The sequence below is a fragment of the Billgrantia sulfidoxydans genome (assembly GCF_017868775.1).
GTDB lineage: Bacteria > Pseudomonadota > Gammaproteobacteria > Pseudomonadales > Halomonadaceae > Halomonas > Halomonas sulfidoxydans.
The window spans coordinates 2,416,817-2,434,783 of the sequence record NZ_CP053381.1 but is presented as its reverse complement, the minus strand read 5'-3'; the positions used below and the strand labels follow the sequence as shown (position 1 = coordinate 2,434,783).

General features: G+C 66.5%; 17 protein-coding genes. 12 read left to right on the top strand and 5 right to left on the bottom strand.

The window, feature by feature from the left end; genetic code table 11:
- Nucleotides 1-49: 49 nt before the first annotated feature.
- Genes HNO51_RS11340 through HNO51_RS11320 form a run of 5 tightly spaced genes read left to right on the top strand, consistent with a single transcriptional unit; the run spans nt 50 to nt 4,790 of the window.
- Nucleotides 50-643: a TRAP transporter small permease subunit gene (locus HNO51_RS11340; RefSeq protein WP_209537453.1), complete on the top strand. Its 594-nt coding sequence runs from the start codon at nt 50-52 to the stop codon at nt 641-643.
- Nucleotides 640-1,923 carry a TRAP transporter large permease gene (locus HNO51_RS11335; protein ID WP_197447463.1) on the top strand — a complete coding sequence of 428 codons (1,284 nt, stop codon included), beginning with the start codon at nt 640-642 and terminating at the stop codon, nt 1,921-1,923. Before HNO51_RS11340 ends, HNO51_RS11335 begins: the two co-directional genes overlap by 4 nt.
- A gap of 34 nt (nt 1,924-1,957) precedes the next feature.
- Nucleotides 1,958-2,635, top strand: a complete 678-nt coding sequence (locus tag HNO51_RS11330) for a DUF2848 domain-containing protein (protein ID WP_242597101.1) — start codon at nt 1,958-1,960, stop codon at nt 2,633-2,635.
- Entirely contained in the window at nt 2,632-4,005 is a 1,374-nt protein-coding gene (locus tag HNO51_RS11325) for an amidase (protein WP_209537452.1), read from the top strand. The genes HNO51_RS11330 and HNO51_RS11325 overlap by 4 nt, the downstream gene beginning before the upstream one ends.
- Entirely contained in the window at nt 3,999-4,790 is a 792-nt protein-coding gene (locus HNO51_RS11320) for a hypothetical protein (RefSeq protein WP_209537451.1), read from the top strand. Before HNO51_RS11325 ends, HNO51_RS11320 begins: the two co-directional genes overlap by 7 nt.
- Nucleotides 4,791-4,920: 130 nt before the next feature.
- Here the strand turns inward: HNO51_RS11320 and HNO51_RS11315 are convergent, their stop codons facing one another.
- The 5 genes from HNO51_RS11315 to HNO51_RS11295 all read right to left on the bottom strand — a co-directional run bounded on the left by HNO51_RS11315 (nt 4,921) and on the right by HNO51_RS11295 (nt 10,545).
- Nucleotides 4,921-5,445: a DUF1269 domain-containing protein gene (locus HNO51_RS11315; protein WP_209537450.1), complete on the bottom strand. Its 525-nt coding sequence runs from the start codon at nt 5,443-5,445 to the stop codon at nt 4,921-4,923.
- Between the two features lie 239 nt (nt 5,446-5,684).
- Nucleotides 5,685-6,695, bottom strand: coding sequence for a GSU2403 family nucleotidyltransferase fold protein (locus tag HNO51_RS11310; RefSeq protein ID WP_209537449.1), 1,011 nt, complete (start codon nt 6,693-6,695; stop codon nt 5,685-5,687).
- A 533-nt stretch (nt 6,696-7,228) separates the two neighbouring features.
- Nucleotides 7,229-7,738, bottom strand: a complete 510-nt coding sequence (locus HNO51_RS11305) for a CAP domain-containing protein (protein WP_242597100.1) — start codon at nt 7,736-7,738, stop codon at nt 7,229-7,231.
- Nucleotides 7,739-7,821: 83 nt separating this feature from the next.
- Nucleotides 7,822-9,243, bottom strand: a complete 1,422-nt coding sequence (locus HNO51_RS11300) for an FAD-binding oxidoreductase (RefSeq protein WP_209537448.1) — start codon at nt 9,241-9,243, stop codon at nt 7,822-7,824.
- Nucleotides 9,244-10,545, bottom strand: a complete 1,302-nt coding sequence (locus tag HNO51_RS11295) for an L-fuconate dehydratase (protein ID WP_209537447.1) — start codon at nt 10,543-10,545, stop codon at nt 9,244-9,246. It abuts the gene before it with no gap.
- A gap of 172 nt (nt 10,546-10,717) precedes the next feature.
- Here HNO51_RS11295 and HNO51_RS11290 point away from each other — a divergent pair, with 172 nt between their 5' ends.
- The 7 genes from HNO51_RS11290 (at nt 10,718) to HNO51_RS11260 (ending at nt 17,910) form a co-directional block, all read left to right on the top strand.
- On the top strand, nt 10,718-11,482 hold the full coding sequence (locus tag HNO51_RS11290; protein WP_197447455.1) for an SDR family NAD(P)-dependent oxidoreductase: 765 nt from the start codon (nt 10,718-10,720) through the stop codon (nt 11,480-11,482).
- Nucleotides 11,479-12,504, top strand: a complete 1,026-nt coding sequence (gene pdxA, locus HNO51_RS11285; RefSeq protein ID WP_242597099.1) for a 4-hydroxythreonine-4-phosphate dehydrogenase PdxA — start codon at nt 11,479-11,481, stop codon at nt 12,502-12,504. The genes HNO51_RS11290 and pdxA overlap by 4 nt, the downstream gene beginning before the upstream one ends.
- Complete coding sequence (locus HNO51_RS11280; protein ID WP_209537446.1) at nt 12,501-13,697, top strand: four-carbon acid sugar kinase family protein; 1,197 nt, start codon at nt 12,501-12,503, stop codon at nt 13,695-13,697. The genes pdxA and HNO51_RS11280 overlap by 4 nt, the downstream gene beginning before the upstream one ends.
- A 125-nt stretch (nt 13,698-13,822) precedes the next feature.
- Nucleotides 13,823-14,815, top strand: coding sequence for a sialic acid TRAP transporter substrate-binding protein SiaP (locus HNO51_RS11275; RefSeq protein ID WP_209537445.1), 993 nt, complete (start codon nt 13,823-13,825; stop codon nt 14,813-14,815).
- Between the two features lie 53 nt (nt 14,816-14,868).
- Nucleotides 14,869-15,411: a TRAP transporter small permease gene (locus HNO51_RS11270; protein WP_197447453.1), complete on the top strand. Its 543-nt coding sequence runs from the start codon at nt 14,869-14,871 to the stop codon at nt 15,409-15,411.
- Nucleotides 15,412-15,438: 27 nt separating this feature from the next.
- Nucleotides 15,439-16,818 carry a TRAP transporter large permease gene (locus tag HNO51_RS11265; RefSeq protein ID WP_197447452.1) on the top strand — a complete coding sequence of 460 codons (1,380 nt, stop codon included), beginning with the start codon at nt 15,439-15,441 and terminating at the stop codon, nt 16,816-16,818.
- Between the two features lie 21 nt (nt 16,819-16,839).
- Nucleotides 16,840-17,910 (top strand): Ldh family oxidoreductase, encoded by a 1,071-nt coding sequence (locus tag HNO51_RS11260; RefSeq protein ID WP_209537444.1) that lies wholly within the window; start codon nt 16,840-16,842, stop codon nt 17,908-17,910.
- The last annotated feature ends 57 nt before the right edge of the window (nt 17,911-17,967 follow it).

The window sequence follows — 17,967 nt, the reverse complement described above, 5'->3', positions numbered from 1 at the left end:
GACCGTTACCGGCGGGCTGGGCATGACCCGGTCCGCCTCGGAGAACGTTATGTTTCAGCGGGTAAATGATGGGCTCGACCGGGCGCTGGGTGTCGTGCGGGTGGGGTCGCTATGGCTGGCGCGTGCCGGCGGTGTACTGATTCTTCTGACGGTGGCCATGGTAACGGTGGAGGTGCTGTCTCGCCGCCTGACGGGGCGGTCGGCGGTGCATGCCACGGAACTCACCGGTTACATCATGGCGATCAGCTCCAGTTGGGCGTTCGCCTACACCCTGATGCAAAAGGCGCACATTCGTATCGATGCCCTCTACGTGAACCTGCCGATTCGCCTTCGCGGCGTGCTGGACCTGGTGGCGCTGCTGGCGATGGCGCTCTTCTGCATCCTGGTGGTCGGAGCGGCATTCGACATCAGCGCAAGCTCTTACGCTGGCGGGGCGCGCGCCAATACTCCTTTGGGAACGCCGGTCTGGATACCGCAGGCGCTGTGGTTGCTTGGGCTGGCCTGGTTCGCCCTGGCGGTCGGCTTGGTGTTGCTGCGTGTGCTTTTCGCGCTGCTGAATGGCGACACCGGGCGCGTTCAACAACTGGCCGGGAGTCCCACGCTGGATGAGCAGCTGGAAGAGAACAAGGAATACGCCTCATGATTCTGATGGCTTTGCTGGTTCTGCTGCTGCTATTGGTGCTGAGCGTGCCGGTGGCTGCCACGCTCATTGCGCTTGGCCTGTTTCTCGACGAATTCTTTTCTCCATTCCCTCTGGTCAGGGCCCTGGGCGATGTCCTGTGGTCGGCGTCGGACAGCTTCCTGCTGATCGCGATTCCGCTCTTCATCCTGCTGGGGGAGATCCTGGTGCGTACCGGTATCGCCAAGGGGACCTACCGGGCGCTGGAGAGCTGGCTGTCGTGGCTGCCGGGCGGCCTGCTGCATGCCAACATCGGTACTGCCACGCTGTTTTCGGCGACTTCCGGTTCCAGCGTGGCCACCGCGGCGACCATCGGTACCGTGGCGATCCCCCAGGGCAAGGAGATGAAATACGACCAGCGCCTGTTCACCGGTTCGATCGCTGCCGGCGGCACCCTGGGCATCATGATCCCGCCTTCGATCAACCTGATCGTCTATGGATTCCTGACGGAAACCTCCATTCCCCGGCTGTTTGCCGCGGGGTTGCTGCCGGGCTTGCTGCTGGCCCTGCTGTTCATCCTGGGCACGGCGCTGATCTGCCTGTGGCGGCCCAGCCTGGGCGGGCCCAGCCGCCGCCACAGCTGGCGGGAGCGTTTCTCGGGCCTGCGCCACCTGGTGCCCGTGCTGCTGTTGTTCGGCGTCGTGGTGGGGTCGATCTACGCCGGCTGGGCGACACCCACCGAGGCCGCTTCGCTCGGGGTCATCGGGGCGCTGCTGATCGCCGTGGCCATGCGCAAGCTGTCGCTGGCGATCATCGTCGAAGCCCTGGATGGCACGATGCGGACCACGGGCATGATCATGCTGATCATCATCGCGTCGTACTTCCTCAACTTCGTGCTGGCGTCGGCCGGCATCACACGGGAGCTGAGGACGTTCCTCGAGACCGCTGGTCTGGGGCCCTATGCCACGCTGCTGATGGTGATCGCCCTGTACATCGTGCTCGGCTTTTTCATCGAGACGCTCTCGCTGATGGTGATCACGATTCCCATCGTGGCGCCGATCATGATCGGGCTGGGGTTCGACCCGGTGTGGTTCGGCATTCTGCTGATTCTGCTGATCGAGATGGCGCTGATCACGCCGCCCGTCGGCCTCAACCTCTACGTGGTGCAGGGTGTGCGACAGGGGGGATCGTTCAACGACGTGATGGTCGGTGCCATTCCCTATGTCGGCATCATGCTGTTGATGGCCGTGGTGCTCGTGCTGTTCCCGGCCGTCGCCCTCTATCTTCCCGGCGTGCTGAATTGAGCGCCCCTGCAACAAGTTTCAATGGAGCCAGCGAATGATGATTTTCCATGTATCGGAGACCGATAAGGCCCTGAAGGTCGATATTCAGGAGCTGATCATCGCCGGGTGGGCCGGGCGCGAGCAGTCCGCCATCGATGAGCATATCGAAGAACTCGAGGCGATCGGCGTGAGGCCGCCCTCGGCAACGCCGCTGTTCTATCGCGTCGCTGCCAACCAGTTGACCACCGAGCCGACGATCCAGGTGCTCGGCGAGGCCTCGAGCGGTGAGGTGGAGGTCGTGCTGATCGGCACGCAACAGGGCACGCTTGTCGGTATCGGCTCCGATCATACCGACCGCGAGACGGAAGCCTGGTCGGTGGCGCATTCCAAGCAGGTCTGTGCCAAGCCGGTCAGCCGCAGCGTATGGCGCCTGGAGAGCGTGCTCGACCATTGGGACGATTTGCAGATGAAGTCTTACGCTACGATCGAAGGGCGGGAGGTGGTCTATCAGCAGGGTGGGGTAACGGGCTTGCTGCATCCTGCGGAGCTGCTGCGCCGCTTTGGGCTCGACGAGGTGCGGCTGGCGCCGGGGCAGGCGATGCTCTGCGGTACCTTGCCGGTCAAGGGCGAGGTACGCGCTGCCGAGGCGTTTCGCGTGGTGCTGACGGATCCGGTCAGCGGGCGGGAGCTCGAGCACCATTACCGTATCAAGACGCTACCGGTGGTCGCATGAAGACGCAGGATACTTTGACGCTTGAACTCTCCGCCGGGCTCACCCTTCGTCAGCTCCTCGATGACCTGGAGAAAGGTAACCTTCAAGCCAGAACGCTGCTCGAGGCGTGCTGGGCGAACAGCAACGAGAAGGACGATTCCCAGGCCCAGGTGTATACGGCACGCTTCGAGCAGGCCGCGAGCGCCGAGGCCGAGGCGGCTGATACCTTGCGTCGGGCCGGCGTGCCGGTGGGCGAACTCGCCGGCCTGCCGATAGCGCTCAAGGCGCTGTTCGATGTGGCCGGTAAAGTGTCCCATGCCGGCTCGCGCTGGCGGAGTGAGCCGGCCATTGAGGATGCCTGCATCGTCACACGGCTGCGTCGGGCCGGGGCGGTGATCACGGGACATACCAACATGACCGAGTTCGCCTATTCCGGCCTGGGGTTGAACCCGCATTTCGGTACGCCGGACAACCCGCTGGCGCCGGGGCGTATCCCCGGCGGCTCCTCGTCGGGTTCCGCGGTGGCCGTGGCCCAGGGGATGGCGGCGGCAGCCATTGGTACCGATACCGGCGGCTCGGTGCGCATTCCCGCGGCCTTCTGCGGCCTGGTGGGGTTCAAGCCTTCGCAGCGGCGCATTCCCCGCGACGGCACCTTTGCACTCTCGGACAGCCTGGACTCGATCGGCCCCATCGCCCGCAGCGTGGCCTGCTGTGCCCGTCTGGACGCCGTGCTGTCGGGGCGTACCTATCGCTCCCTGGCGGCCTACGATCTGCGCGGGCGCCGCTTCGTGGTGCCCGAAACCTACATGCTCGAGGACTTGGATGACACGGTGGCGCAGGCCTTCGACCGCAGCCTGCGCCAGCTGCGTGCGGCCGGGGCGGTGATCGTCGAAGCGCCCGTGCCGGTGCTTGGCGCACTGCCGGAGCTGATGGAGGGCGGCGGGTTCACGGCGGCCGAGAGCTATTTCCTGCATCGTGAGTGGTTGGCAGAGCATGCGGGAAGCTACGACCCTCGGGTACGCACGCGGATCGAGAAGGGGGCCAATATCTCGGCCGCCGATTACCTCGAGCTTTGCAGGCGCAGGCAGGCACGGATGTGCGAGATGGATGCGTGGCTGCAAGGCTACGATGGCCTGCTTGCGCCCACGGTGCCTATCGTGCCGCCTCGCATGCAGGAGCTGGAGAGCGACGAGGGCTACACGCGGCTCAACTTGCGTGTGCTGCGCAACCCGACGGTCGCCAATCTGCTGGATCTTTGTGCCATCACCCTGCCCAGCCATGCCGAGGGCGAACTGCCGAGTGGCATCATGCTGGTGGGCCGCAACGGCCTGGACGATACGCTGCTGCGCCAGGCGCAGGCCATGGAGGACGCACTGCGCCACCCATGCTGAGCATGCTGCTGACCAAGCTGGTTGCCACCGCCCTGGTTGTGATAGGCGTTTCCGTGACGGTGGCCAGACTTGGCCCCCGCCTGGGTGGAATTCTTGCCGGGACGCCCATCGTGCTGGGGCCTGGCTATTTCTTCATGCTGCAGGAGCAGAGTGCCGAGTTCGTCCGCTCGGCGGTGCTCTCAACCCTGCATGCGCTGGTGGCGACCCTGCTGTTCAGTAGCTGCTACGTCATTACCGCCGCCAGGTTGGGTGCGCTAGGCAGCCTTGGCTTGGCGACGCTCTGCTGGATTCCGGCGGCCTTCCTGTTCTCGCTGCTGCCGGGAGATATCTGGGCCGCGGTGCTGCTGTACGTTGCCGTATTGGCAATGGCCGAGGGAATTCGGCGCGCGCTCGACCTGAAGCAGCCTGTCGTGGTGGCCCGCTCGGGTTGGTTCGATCTGCTGTTGCGCGGCCTGCTGGCGGGGCTCGTGGTGGGCGTGGCGACCACGCTTGCGGCACGTTCGGGGCCAGTGCTGTCCGGTGTGCTGGTGGGCTTTCCCGTGGGATTGTTCACCATCGGCTGGACGCTTCATCAGCGCTACGGGGCCGAGGTCGCCCGCTGTACGATATCCTTGGCCCAGCATGGCATGTTGAGCCTGGTTGCCTTCGCTGTCGTCACGGCGCTTCTGGTCGGTTCGGCGCCTCCCATGGCCACTTTCGTCTTGGCGCTGCTGGCGTCCATCAGTGTCAGCATGGCGCTCTTCATGCTCAGCCGGTGGCGGGTCCGGTCGGTGCTTTTCCGTTGATCGGCCTTGACTGTCTTCGAAACGGCCTGCGTCCGCGAGAACTACTCGCCGGAGATCTTTGAGGCTGATTCGCGCCTGCAGTCACCGAGCGAGAGGTTGGTCGGAACAGGCTTGGGCGAGGCCGGTTGAGTCAGTGGCCTTCATCCACATGCTGTTTCCGCTCCTGGGGGCTCACCTTTTCTATGACCACTTCGGGGTGGTGGCTCTCGATCGCCGTTCTGAATGCTTCTTCGCGTTCGTCAGGAACGTCTATGATCAGCAGCATTGCGCCTCTCTTGATCGCTTTATTGAACTTGCTGACCTTGATGTCGCGCACGGAGACGCCGACCATCGTGCTGGCCCAGACGCCGAACAGCGCACCGAAGATCGCCACACCGATGGCCATCCAGACGATATTCGTATCGAGCAGGACGAAGTGAGCGATCACGCCCAGCACCAAGCCCAGTAAGGCCCCGACGATAGCGCCGCGCTTCGCGGCATTGACGACATCGGAAGTCTGTATCAGCGTGGCGACCGGAACCCCCTCCTTCTCCAAAGGCTGCCAATCCTTGCCCAAGACGTGCAGGTGGTCCTTGGTCAGCCCCATCACGTTCAGTTCATTGACGATGTCAGTGGTGGTCTCCCTGTCGGGAATCAGAAAGTACAGGCGCTGCATCGTGTCCTCCCTGGCCTGAGGCCTCGTGACATTCGCTTTGCCTTTTGCATCTGTCCTGTACTGGTAGGTGTAGCAGCCATGCGGCGCTCCTGGCCAATCCACTGCCTGGCCGGTAGCCGTCGCTGCCATGTGCCGCTGTGTCAGGGCTGGTGCCCCCACACCACGAAATGTGGGTAAAAGTGAGCATGATAGTGCCTATTTGTACAAATCGTGCAGATGGTGATGATCTGCCAACTTTGCTACACGTCGAACTCGTCGATCTGGTGGCTGGCACGTTGTCTGACGAGGTGGGGGAAGGCACGCTCGACAGCCTGTGTCGTCGACAGTTCACGCAGCTCGTCGCGCAGCAGGGTGGCGACCAGGCGAGCCTGGGCCTCGTCGCGGTGGCGTTTCATCGGTTCCCGGTCGGGCAGTTGGCTGACGTGCCACTTGTGTAGCACGAAGGCGCGGGGGTCGACGGTAGACAAGCGCAGCGGCATGCCTCGCTCATCAAAGACGACGGCTTCGAAGCGTGGCGATGCGATGGCCCATTTCAGGGAGTCGATGCCTACCGGCTTCAAGTCGCCCATCTCCAGATGGTGCTCGAAATCGCTCATTGCCATGGGATCAGCGGCCTGCGTGATCAGGTCGATCATGTAACCCTTGGCGTTCGCGGCCCGAAACTCGAAAGGAGACTCGGTGAGCGGCTCGAAGGTACGATCGCTGGATTGCAGGACAGAGAGGAGTGTTTCCCCCTCGAGGGCCGTGACGATTCTCAAGCCCTGCCGGGCATCCATGAGCACATCGATATCGGCGGTCGCCAGATGTTCGGGCTCGATCAGCACGCCGGCACGAGCTTCATAGGCATACAGGGCATTGGTACCGATGACCCGGAAAGGGATCTGCTTGCGTTGCAGTGCCCGTATCGCCCTGGCGCCGGCGATGGGGAATCGGTTTAGCCGGTTGGCTCGGATGTAGGCGGAGTGCACCTGGAGCTGCTCCTTCAGCGACTGCTCTCGCGCCTGGTACTCCGCCTTGCGAGCGTCAAAGGCTTTTATAATGGCTTCTGTCTCGGCGGAGCGGGGGCCTAGCGAATGGTTCTTGCCGCCCGTGTAGGCACGATACAGGTACTCGCGTCCATGGATTCGCTTCCAGTGCATCGAGCCCTTGACCTGGCGCGCCTGGGCGCGATGCTGCTCGAGCGCTTCGAAGAGTTGCGTCGCGTTGACGGCAACCCGGGTCTGTTCCGCTTGAAGGCGCTGATAGGACATCGAGGTAGGCTCTGGATGGCTTTAACTAACATCAGATAGATTATGGATGGAAATTAGTTAAAGTCCAGTGCGCTTCCCTTGCCGTCACGCCCGCCGCTCGTTCCCATTGGGGAAATCTCCAGCCAAACCAGCATCCAGGTCCTCTCGCACCGAATTGGGACATACGCGCACCAAAACGGTTGTGGAAGCATTTTCCATGCGCCTGAGCGGTGCAGGTGAGCAATCCATGACATACGACGGCGTATCTTTAGGCTTCAAGAGCAAAGTTTCGTCACCCTAATGAAATGTCGATAAAGCTGGGGCATGATGTTTCTGGATGTCACAAAGGAGAAACCTCATGCCTACACAATCGACTGCTGTGCTGCGCGAAGTGCTGGAACACTGGGTCTCTCAAGCCCAGGCTCAATTGGCGGCTTGCGACGCCATCGCTGCCTATATCCGCTGAGACGGCACGCGCCGCCAGGGACCAGGGAGGGTCCGGTTTCTGCTCCTCGCTGTCCTAACCCCCACTCGTGTTTCAGCAAGAGCCGACCTCACCTCGGGCGCGCGAACACCTGCGTCCAGAAGGGTGAATAGCGCGACTCTTCGGCCTCGACGGAGGCGGCGCCCATTTCGGTGAATTCGTCGCTCATGATGTTGGCGCAGTGCCCCGGGCTATCCAGCCATCCGGCCATGACCGCCTCGACATCGGCTTGACCGGCGGCGATGTTCTCGCCCACGGCCATCCATTCGTAGCCCGCTTCGCTCACCCGCGCGGCAACCCCTTCGTCGTCCTCACCGGTATGGCCGAAGAACTCCTCTTCGGCCATGGCTCGTGAATGGGCCTGGGCCGCCTCGGCCAGGCGACAGTTCCACTCCAGCGGCTCGGCCGCTTCATGTTCCTCGTCGCCGCACTGGCGTGCCTCGCTGCGCGCCTGGTTGACGCGTTCGAGCATTTCCTGCTGCGCTTCGTTCGGCTCGCACTCGGCCAGTGACGGAACGGAGTGGAAGGCAACGCCGAGTGTCAGGAATGCCGCCGGCAGCGATGTCATGGACAGTTTCATCGACCTTCCTCTGGTCATGGGCTTGCTCCGTCAGGATAGTTCCTATCGCACTGTCGTCGCGGGGGCAGGCCTCGTGCAGGCGCTCAGTGCCGCGGCGGCAGGATGCGTCCGGGGTTCATCAGCCCGTCGGGGTCGAACAGGGCCTTGATGCCTTCGGCCAGCTCGCGTTCCACCGGCGATAGCCGGGCCAGGTAGGCGGCCTGCTTGGTGCGGCCGATGCCGTGCTCGGCGCTGATGCTGCCGCCGACGCCGTCGAGCACCTCGAACAAGTGGGCTTCAAGGTCGTGCAGGTGGCGGCGCTTATCGGCCTCCGGCATGGCCGGCGGCGGCAGGATGTTGAAATGCAGGTTGCCGTCGCCGACGTGGCCGTAGGCGATGATCTCGCACTCGGGCGAGGCCGCCATCACGATTCGGCTGGCCTCGTCGACGAAGGCGGGGATCGCCGAGATGGGCACCGAGATGTCGGTACGCAGGTGTTCGCCGCGTCGGCGCTGGCCTTCCAGCATGCTTTCACGGAACTGCCACAGCTGGCGTGACTGGGCTTCGCTTGAGGCCAGTGCGCCGTCGAGCACCAGCTCGCGGGCCATGCCCTGTTCCAGCAGGTATTCGAGCATGGCGCCGAGGTCCAGCGGGCCGCTGGCGCTCACCTCCAGCAGCACGTACCAGGGATAGGCGTCATCCAGCGGATCGCGCAGCTCGGGTGTCGCTTCCATGGCGAGCTCGAGGCAGCGGCGCGGGATCAGTTCGAAGGCGCTGAGCAGGTCGCTGCAGTCGCGCCGGGCGAGGCCGTAGAGTTCGATCACTGCCTCCAGCGAGGGCAGGCCGAGCAGGGCGGTGCGGGCCTGGGTGGCTCGGGGCGTGAGCTTGAGCACGGCGCCGGTGACGATGCCGAGCGTGCCTTCGCTGCCGAGGAACAGCTGCTTCAGGGCGTAGCCGCGGTTGTCCTTATGCAAGGCGCTCATGCCATCCCACAGGCGACCGTCCGGCAGCACGACCTCGAGCCCCAGCACCAGCTGGCGCATCATGCCGTGGCGCAGCACGTTGAGCCCGCCGGCGTTGGTGGCGATGTTGCCGCCGATCTGGCAGCTGCCCTGGGCGCCGAGGGCGAGCGGGAATTCGCATTCGTGCTCGGCCGCGGCCTGCTTGACGTTTTCCAGGATGCAGCCGGCGTCCACGGCCATGGTGAAGTTGATCGGGTCGACGGCGCGAACGCGGTCCATGCGCTCCAGGCTGATCACCAGCTCGTTGCCCTCGGCGGCGGGCAGGGCACCCGCCACCAGGCCGCTATGGCCGCCCTGGGGCACCATGGCCACGTCGTGCTCACGACACAGGCGCACCGTGGCGGCGACCTCCTCGGTGGTGGCGGGGCGGGCCACCGCCAGCGGCATGCCCAGGCGGTCGCCTGCCCAGTCGCTGACATAGCGCGCCATGCCGTCGTGGTCACGCAGCAGGCCTCGTTCACCCAGGCGTTCGGCGAGGGCGACGAGAAAGGCGTCACGTTCCATTCAGCTCTCCTCCTGCCAGGCGGCGCCGTCCGGGAAGCGGTGGCGGGCCAGCGATTCGGCGTGCATGGTGATCCCGTAGCCGGGGGCCTCGGGCACGCGATAGCGCCCGCGTTCGATCACCACGGGGTCGACGAAATGCTCGTGCAGGTGGTCGACGTACTCCAGCACGCGCCCCTCCAGGCTGCCGGAGACGGCGATGTAGTCGAACAGCGAAATGTGCTGGACATACTCGCACAGCCCCACGCCGCCGGCGTGGGGGCAGACCGGCACGCCGAACTTGGCGGCCATCAGCGCCACCAGGATCACTTCGTTGAGCCCGCCCAGGCGCGCGGCGTCGAGCTGACAGTAGTCGAGCGCCTCAGCCTGGAAGAACTGCTTGAACATCACCTTGTTGTGGCAGTGCTCGCCGGTGGCCACGCCGATGGGGGCGAGGCGATGGCGGATCTCGGCGTGGCCGAGGATGTCGTCGGGGCTGGTGGGCTCCTCGATCCACAGCGGATCGAACTCGGCCAGGCGGCGCATCTTGGCGATCGTCTCGTCGACTTCCCAGACCTGGTTGGCGTCCATCATCAGCACGTTGTCCCAGCCGATCTCCTCGCGCAGCAGGGCGGCACGGCGGATGTCCTCGTCGAGGTCGCCGCCGATCTTCTGCTTGAAGTGGGTCCAGCCCTCGGCGAGCGCCTCGCGGGCCAGTCGACGCACCTTGTCGTCGGGGTAGCCGAGCCAGCCGGCCGAGGTGGTGTAGGCGGGAAAGCCATCGCGCTTCATCTCGGCCTCGCGCTCGGCCTTGCCTGCCTCCCGCTTGCGCAGTAGCGCGATGGCCTCCTCGGGGGTGAGGGCATCGGTGACGAAGCGGAAGTCCAGGCAGCGCACCAGCTGTTCGGGCGTCATGTCGACCAGCAGCTTCCACACGGGCTTGCCTTCGCGCTTGGCCCACAGGTCCCACACCGCATTGACCAGGGCGGCGGTGGCCAGGTGGATCGCGCCCTTGTCGGGGCCGATCCAGCGCAGCTGGCTGTCGCCGGTGATCTCGCGCCAGAAGCCGCCCATGTCGGCGGTGATCGACCCCAGCGTGCGGCCCTCGACCAGATGGGCCAGGGCGTTGACCGCGGCGACCACGATCTCGTTGCCGCGGCCGATGGTGAAGGTGAGGCCGTGGCCCTCGGTGCCGCCATCGTCGACCCGCAGGATCACGTAGGTGGCGGAGTAGTCCGGCGCGGCGTTCATGGCGTCCGAACCGTCGAGGTTGCGCGAGGTGGGAAAGCGGATGTCCTGGACGTCGACTCGGGTGATGACGGTCATGCGGCCTCCTTGCAAGGCGCCTGGCGTTTGGCCAAGCCTCGCCTATCATGTTATTGGTGTCGCCTTGTATGACAGGTATGCCATGTCTGGGTCACTCTAGCGCACCATGCCGGGCCGGGTCGACATGCCTGGGCGCTGGGAACGGCCCAACCAACCAGCGAGGGAGATTTCGATGCTCGACGAGTGGAAAGGCAAGCGCGTTCTGATCACCGGAGCCAGTCGCGGCATCGGTGCCGCCGTGGCACGCCAGCTCGGGACGCTGGGGGCCAGCGTCGCTGTGCATTACCATGCCAGCGCCGACGCCGCCGAGGCGGTGGCGGCCGACATTCGCTCTTCCGGCGGCGAGGCCGTAGTCGTCAAGGGCGACGTCAGCCGTTCCGCCGAGGCCCGGCGGGTGGTCGACGAGGCCGCCGAGCAGCTGGGCGGACTGGACCTGCTGATCAACAACGCCGGCGACATGCTGGGGCGCGTCACCCTGGCGGAGATCGACGATGCGCACTACGACCGCGTGATGGATCTCAACGCGCGCTCGGTGGTGATGGTCTCCCAGGCGGCGCTGCCGCACTTCAAGCGTGCCGGCGCCGGCAACATCATCCATACCTCGTCGATCGCGGCGCGTAACGGCGGCGGGCCGGGGGCGGGGCTCTACGCCTCGGCAAAAGGCTTCGTCAGCACCCTGACCCGCAACATGGCCAAGGAGCTGATGGAGGACCGGATTCGCGTCAACGCCGTGGCGCCGGGCGTCATCCTCACCGATTTCCACGCGCGCCACTCCACCGAAGAGCAGCTGGCGGCGGTATCCGCCTCCATCCCCATGGGGCGCACGGGAGCCGCCGAGGAGTGCGTGGGCGCCTACGTGTTCCTGGGCACCGACCGCATGAGCGGCTACGTGACCGGGCAGATCCTCGAAGTCAACGGAGGCCAGTTGATGCCATGAGCGAGACGTCACCGCCCTCTGTCGCCCAGCGCCCCGACTATGCGCTTGCCATCACCATGGGCGACCCCGCGGGCGTCGGCCCGGAGATCATCTGCCGCGCCGTGGCTGCCATGTCGCCCGAGGAGCGCCGCACGGTGGTGCTGGTCGGCGACCCTGCCATCTACCGCCGCGCCGCCGGCCTGGTCGGGGCGGCGCTCGACTTCGTCCCGCTGGGGCAGGCCCGGGCCGATGACGAGCGGGTGGCCGTGGCCGAGGTGCGGGCAGCCGAGGGCGAGGCGATTGCCGATGGCCGGATCGGTGCCGCCGCCGGCGACCTGGCCTTTCGCTGCGTCGAGCGCGCGGTGGCACTGGTGCAGGCCGGGCGGGCGAGGGTGATCGTCACCGCGCCGCTGAACAAGGCGGCGCTGCATGCCGCCGGCCACCATTACGATGGCCATACCGGCATGCTGGCCGCACTCACCGGGGCGCCATCCTCCTTCATGCTGCTCGCCTCCGAACGGCTGTCGACGCTGCACGTCTCCACCCATGTCTCGCTGCGCGAGGCGATCGAACGGGTCACCCCGGAGCGCATCGCCGCCACGGTGAAGGCCGGGCACGCGCATCTGGTCGAGCTCGGCACGCCGCGGCCGCGCATCGCGGTGGCGGGGCTTAACCCCCACTGCGGCGAGGGCGGCATCTTCGGCGACGAGGACGACCGCATCATCGCCCCGGCGGTGCGGGCACTGTGCGACGAGGGCTTCGAGGTCAGCGGGCCGATCCCGGCCGATACCGTCTTCTACCGCGCCTGCCGCGGCGAGTTCGACCTGGTGGTGGCGCAGTACCACGACCAGGGCCACATCCCGGTGAAGCTGATCGCCTTCGATACCACGGTCAACGTCAGCCTGGGGCTGCCGGTGATGCGCACCTCGGTGGATCACGGCACCGCCTTCGACATCGCCTGGCAGGGGCGCGCCGATGCCACCAACATGGGCGCGGCCATCGCCTACGCGCGGCGTCTGGCCTCACCGCGGACGGCGGTGTGAACACGCGCTGCGAGGTGGCCATCGTCGCCGACGACCTGACCGGCGCACTCGACGCCGCGGCACCCTTCGCCGAGCGCGGCATGGCCACCCGAGTCGCGGTATCGCTGGAGGGGCTCGAGGCCGCGCTAGCCGATGGCGGGAGCGCTCCGCGGGTGGTGGCGGTCAATACCGGTTCGCGGCATCTGGATGCTGACACCGCCGCCCGGCGAACGCGGGAGGCCGCCGAGCGCCTGCATGCCTGCCAGCCGCGGCTGTTGCTGAAGAAGGTGGATTCGACCCTGCGCGGCCAGGTGGTGGCCGAGGCCGTGGCGCTGCGGCGTAGCGGCGGGCGGCGCCTGCTGGTGTGCCCGGCGGTGCCGAGCCAGGGCCGCAGCGTGGTCGGCGGCGAGGTGTGGGTCGATGGCGAGCCGCTCGCGGCCACCGCGTTTTCCCGCGATGCCCTGTCGCCGCCGCTGGCCGGACCGCTCGACCGCGCCTTCGCGGCGGGTGGCGTCTCGCTGCTGCGCTACGTTGCCGAGGCGGGCCTGCCGCTGCCGGCGGGGGATTGCGTCGCCGATGCGGCGGACGACGCAACACTGGCCCGGCTCGCCACGCGGCTGCTCGACGCTCCTGGCGAATGGCTGCCGGTCTGCGCCGCCGGCCTGGCCCATGCGCTGGCCCAGTGCCTGGCGCCGGCCCAGTGCCGGGCGTGGCCGCCCTGGGCGTCGTGGCCACCGTCGCTGCCCGAGCCGGCGCGTGCGCTGCTTGCGGTGGGCTCGCGGTCGCCACGTGCCCGGCGGCAGCTCGACCTGCTGCGTGAGGCGTTCCCCGAGGTTCCGTGTCAGCCGGCGTTCGGCCCGGGAGGCGCCGATGGCGAGCGCGGCGTTCGCGTCATCGTGCCTGGCGTGCCCGCGGGGCTGGCGCCGAGTGCCGAGGCGGTGGCAACGGCCATGGCCGAGGCGGTCGTTGCCGCGGGCGGGGATGAACGTGGGGTCCTGCTGTTCCTCTCCGGCGGCGATGTCGCCCTGGCCGTGCTGGCGCGGCTCCGCGGCGAGTACGTCGAGCTGTTCGGCGAGTGGTGCCCGGGGGTGCCGTTGGGGCTCGTGAACGGCGACGCCGGGCGGCCGGTGATGACCAAGGCGGGCGGCTTCGGTGCGGAAGCGCTGCTGGTCCGGCTGGTCGAGCAGGTTAGACATTCGTCGCGGGTGGAGTGATCCATTTGCAGCGAGCGAGGCGAGGGACTAGGTTTCCTTATGATGGTATGACACGTATACAAGAACCCATCCGCCGTAGACGGCCAAGCGCCGTTGCCGGCAACGCTCACGAGGGAGAACAACAAATGGTCAAGCAGAGCAACCGCCAGTGGAGTCGTTGGCTGTCGACCTCGCTGCTGATAACGGGGCTGAGCGCCGCGGGGGCGGCCAGCGCCGAGTCGCTCAACTTCGCTCACGTCTACGAGACCTCAGAGCCCTACCACGAGTGGGCACTCTGGGCGGCCGACGAGATCGAGCAGCGCACCGACGGTCGCTACACCATCGAGGTCCACCCCGCTTCGTCGCTGGGCAAGGAGGAGGACATCAATGAAGGCCTGACCCTGGGCACCGTCGACATCATCTATACCGGCAGCCAGTTCGCCGGCCGCGCCTACGGGCCGATCGGCATCGCCGGCGCCCCCTACATGTTCCGCGATTTCGACCACTGGCAGGCCTATGCCGAGAGCGACCTGTTCCAGGAGATCGCCCAGGGCTACCAGGACCAGACCGGCAACGTGCCGGTGGCGCTCAACTACTACGGCGAGCGCCACGTCACCTCCAACAGGCCGATCATGACGCCAGAGGACATGCGCAACCTCAAGATCCGCACGCCCAATGCGCCGATGTACATGATGTTCCCCGAGGCAGTGGGGGCCAATCCGTCGCCCATCGCCTTCGACGAGGTGTACCTGGCGCTGCAGCAGGGGGTGGTCGACGCCCAGGAGAACCCGCTGCCGACCATTCGTGCCAAGGCGTTCTACGAGGTGCAGGATCACATCAACCTGACCGGCCACATCACCGATTCGCTGCTGACCATCATCGGCGGGCCGCTGTGGGATCGCCTCTCCGAGGAGGATCGCGAGATCTTCCGCGAGGTGTACCAGGAGGCGGGCAAGAAGATCACCGCCGACATCCAGCAGCAGGAGCAGGAGCTGGTGGCCTGGTTCGAGGAGCAGGGCGTGACGGTCAACGAGGTCGATCGCGAGCCGTTCCGCGAGGCCGTCATTCCCGAGCACAACGGCGATGATGCCACCTGGGACCAGGAAACCTACGACCGGCTGCAGGAAATCGGCCAGTAACCGTCGAGGCGCGCCGTCCCGCCGCCAGCGGGGCGGTGCGCCGGGAGCGCGCCATGTCTGACGATACCCTGCCACCCGAGGCAGGCAGCATCGACCCCGTCGAGGCGGACGACTTCGACTACAAGGCGTACGGCTGGGAGGACTGGCCGACGCTGGTGATCTTCTGGGTGCTGGCCTGCGTGGTGTTCCTGCAATTCTTCAGCCGCTACGTGATCGGCAGCTCGGTGGGCTGGACCGAGGAGATCGCCCGCTACCTGCTGATCGTGGTGGGCTTCCTGGGCAGCGCCATGGCCGCGCGCAAGAACTCCCACATCGCCGTGGAGTTCTTCTATCGCTACATGCCGGGTGACGTCGGCCGGGCGATGTCGATGCTGGTGGATGTCGGCCGCAGCGTCTTCTATGCCGCGGGCGTGTGGATCAGCTACGGCCTGGCGGCCAAGACCAACGCGATGATGGTGTCGATCGACGTGCCCAAGGACGTCATCTACTACATCGTGATGGTCGGCTTCATGCTGATGCTGGTGCGTTCGCTGCAGGTGACGGTCCGCCACTGGCGCGAGGGCGAGAGCGAGCTGACCACGGCGAAGGACCGATGATGACGACAAGCTACCGGAGAGTGCGCCATGCCTGAGCTATCGAGCGCGCAGCGCAAGGGGGCGGTCGTGCCGCCGCTGATCATCGCCCTGGCGGTCGCCTTCTGCGTGCTCATGGCGGTCATGGGCTACTACCTGACGTTTCTGTTCGCCGCCATGTTCACCATGCTGGTGATGGGCTTCCCCATTGCCGTCAGCCTGGCGGGCTCGTGCCTGCTCTATGTGTACCTCACCGGCCGGGTGCCCGACATCGTGGTCGCGCATCGCATGATCAACGGTATCGACAGTTTCCCGCTGCTGGCGATCCCGTTCTTCATCCTGGCCGGCAACCTGATGAACCATGGTGGCATCACCACCCGGATCTTCGACTTCGCCCGTGCGCTGATGGGCTGGATGCGCGGTGGGCTGGGGCACGTCAACGTCGGTGCCAGCATCGTGTTCTCGGGCATGTCGGGAGCGGCGGTGGCCGATGCCGGTGGACTCGGCACCATCGAGATCAAGGCCATGCGCGACGCCGGCTACGACCAGGAGTTCGCGGTCGGCATCACCGCGGCCTCGTCGACCATCGGCCCGATTATCCCGCCCAGCCTGCCGATGGTGATCTACGGTGTGATGGCCGGTGCCTCGGTGGGGCAGCTGTTCGCCGCCGGCCTCATCCCGGGGCTGCTGATGGGCGCGAGCCTGATGATCATGATCGCCATCCTCGCCCGGCGGCGCGGCTACCCCCGCGATGCCTCGTTCTCCCCGAGGCTGGTGTGGCAGACCTTCAAGCGTGCCTTCCTGTCGCTGCTGACGCCGGTGATCATCGTCGGCGGCATCATCTCGGGGGCCTTCACGCCGACCGAATCGGCCATCGCCGCGGTGGTCTATGCGCTGATCCTCGGCACCGTGGTCTACCGCATCCTGACCTGGCGGCGGCTGCTCAAGGTCAGCATGGAGACCATCGAGACTACCGCCGTGATCCTGCTGATCGTCGCCGCCGCCTCGATCTTCGCCTGGATCCTGACCAGCAACCAGGTCACCCGCCATGTGATGGAGCTGCTGGGGCCGTTTTCCGACAACCCCATCGCCATCCTGCTGCTGATCAACCTGGTGCTGATCGTGGTCGGCTGCTTCATGGAAACCATCGCCGCCATCACCATCCTGGTGCCGGTGCTGCTGCCGCTGGCCGTGAACGCCGGCGTCGATCCGGTGCACTTCGGCGTGATCATGGTGCTCAACCTGATGATTGGCCTGCTGACCCCGCCGGTGGGCATGGTGCTCTACGTGCTCTCGCGGGTCTCGAACATCTCCTTCGAGAAGTGCATGCGCGGCACGCTGCCGTTCCTGGTGCCGCTGGTGATCGCGCTGCTGCTGGTGACCTTCATCCCGGCCATCTCGATGTGGCTGCCCACGCTCGTGTATCGCTGATCCGGTTGTTGAGGAGTGTCGATGTCCCGCACTTTCGAGCCCGCCGCACGGGTTGCCGCTGCGGCCCTGGAGACCTTCATGCAGAGCGCACTGGCCCGCTGCGAGGTCGACGAGGCGTCGTGCCTGGCGGTAGCCCGGGCCCTGGTGATCGCATCGCGCATGGGCACCGACAGCCATGGCCTGCGCCTGCTGCCGCACTACGTGCGCGCCGTGCAGGGGGGGCGCATCCACCCACGCCCGGCCATGCGCTTCACCCGGCGCCTGGCAGGAACCGGCTACCTCGATGCCGACGACGGCTTCGGCCACCTGGCCGGCTATACCGCCATCGATCACGCCATCGCCATGGCCGACGAAGTCGGCATCGGGGCGGTGGCGGTAGGCCGCTCCTCGCACTTCGGCGCGGCGGGCTGCTACGCCCTGGAGGCGGCCGAGCGCGGCTACGTGGGGCTCGCGGTGTGCAACGCCGATGCCCTGGTCAGCCTGCACCACGGCCAGGGCCCGTTCCACGGCACCAACCCCATCGCCTTCTCCGCGCCGGTGCCCGGACAATCGCCCTATCTGCTCGACATGGCGACCAGCTCGATTCCCTGGAACCGGGTCCAGCAGTATGCCGCCATCGGGCGCGAGCTGCCGCCCAACGTGGTGGTCGATGCGGCGGGGCGGCTCACCACCGATGCCGCCCTTGCCGCTTCGCTGCTGCCGCTGGGCGGCGCCGACTTCGGCTTCAAGGGGGCGGGGCTCGCCGGCATGGTGGAAGTGCTCAGCGCGACCCTGACGGGCATGGTGCATGGCTTCCGCATGCTGCCGATGGGCGGCGAGGACATGAGTACGCCGCGCGGCGTGGGCCACTTCTTCCTGGTCATGCGCCCCGATGCCTTCGTCGAGCGCGAGGTCTTCGATCGCGGCATGCTGGCTTACCTGGCGGACCTGCGCGCGCAGCCCGCCCTGGCGGGCGAGGAGGTGCTGGCGCCCGGCGACCGCGAGTGGCGCTGCCAGGCAAATCGCGATGCCGAGGGCATTCCGCTCGATTCGGCCAACGTGGCGGCCTATGCCGAGCTGGCCGAGCGGCTCTCGATCGCGCCGTTGATTTAGGTCTCCGGCGGTTGCCGAGGATGCAGTAACATAACGGCCAGGCCCGCACTGGGCCCG

What these genes read in the sequence shown, in the direction of transcription:
- HNO51_RS11260 (WP_209537444.1), top strand. Translation starts at nt 16,840, where the DNA reads ATGTCCCGCACTTTCGAGCCCGCCGCACGGGTTGCCGCTGCGGCCCTG.
- HNO51_RS11325 (WP_209537452.1), top strand. Translation starts at nt 2,632, where the DNA reads ATGAAGACGCAGGATACTTTGACGCTTGAACTCTCCGCCGGGCTCACC.
- HNO51_RS11310 (WP_209537449.1), bottom strand. Translation starts at nt 6,695, where the DNA reads ATGTCCTATCAGCGCCTTCAAGCGGAACAGACCCGGGTTGCCGTCAAC.
- HNO51_RS11315 (WP_209537450.1), bottom strand. Translation starts at nt 5,445, where the DNA reads ATGCAGCGCCTGTACTTTCTGATTCCCGACAGGGAGACCACCACTGAC.
- HNO51_RS11300 (WP_209537448.1), bottom strand. Translation starts at nt 9,243, where the DNA reads ATGGAACGTGACGCCTTTCTCGTCGCCCTCGCCGAACGCCTGGGTGAA.
- HNO51_RS11265 (WP_197447452.1), top strand. Translation starts at nt 15,439, where the DNA reads ATGCCTGAGCTATCGAGCGCGCAGCGCAAGGGGGCGGTCGTGCCGCCG.
- HNO51_RS11270 (WP_197447453.1), top strand. Translation starts at nt 14,869, where the DNA reads ATGTCTGACGATACCCTGCCACCCGAGGCAGGCAGCATCGACCCCGTC.
- HNO51_RS11330 (WP_242597101.1), top strand. Translation starts at nt 1,958, where the DNA reads ATGATGATTTTCCATGTATCGGAGACCGATAAGGCCCTGAAGGTCGAT.
- HNO51_RS11320 (WP_209537451.1), top strand. Translation starts at nt 3,999, where the DNA reads ATGCTGAGCATGCTGCTGACCAAGCTGGTTGCCACCGCCCTGGTTGTG.
- HNO51_RS11305 (WP_242597100.1), bottom strand. Translation starts at nt 7,738, where the DNA reads ATGAAACTGTCCATGACATCGCTGCCGGCGGCATTCCTGACACTCGGC.
- pdxA (WP_242597099.1), top strand. Translation starts at nt 11,479, where the DNA reads ATGAGCGAGACGTCACCGCCCTCTGTCGCCCAGCGCCCCGACTATGCG.
- HNO51_RS11275 (WP_209537445.1), top strand. Translation starts at nt 13,823, where the DNA reads ATGGTCAAGCAGAGCAACCGCCAGTGGAGTCGTTGGCTGTCGACCTCG.
- HNO51_RS11335 (WP_197447463.1), top strand. Translation starts at nt 640, where the DNA reads ATGATTCTGATGGCTTTGCTGGTTCTGCTGCTGCTATTGGTGCTGAGC.
- HNO51_RS11290 (WP_197447455.1), top strand. Translation starts at nt 10,718, where the DNA reads ATGCTCGACGAGTGGAAAGGCAAGCGCGTTCTGATCACCGGAGCCAGT.
- HNO51_RS11340 (WP_209537453.1), top strand. Translation starts at nt 50, where the DNA reads ATGTTTCAGCGGGTAAATGATGGGCTCGACCGGGCGCTGGGTGTCGTG.
- HNO51_RS11295 (WP_209537447.1), bottom strand. Translation starts at nt 10,545, where the DNA reads ATGACCGTCATCACCCGAGTCGACGTCCAGGACATCCGCTTTCCCACC.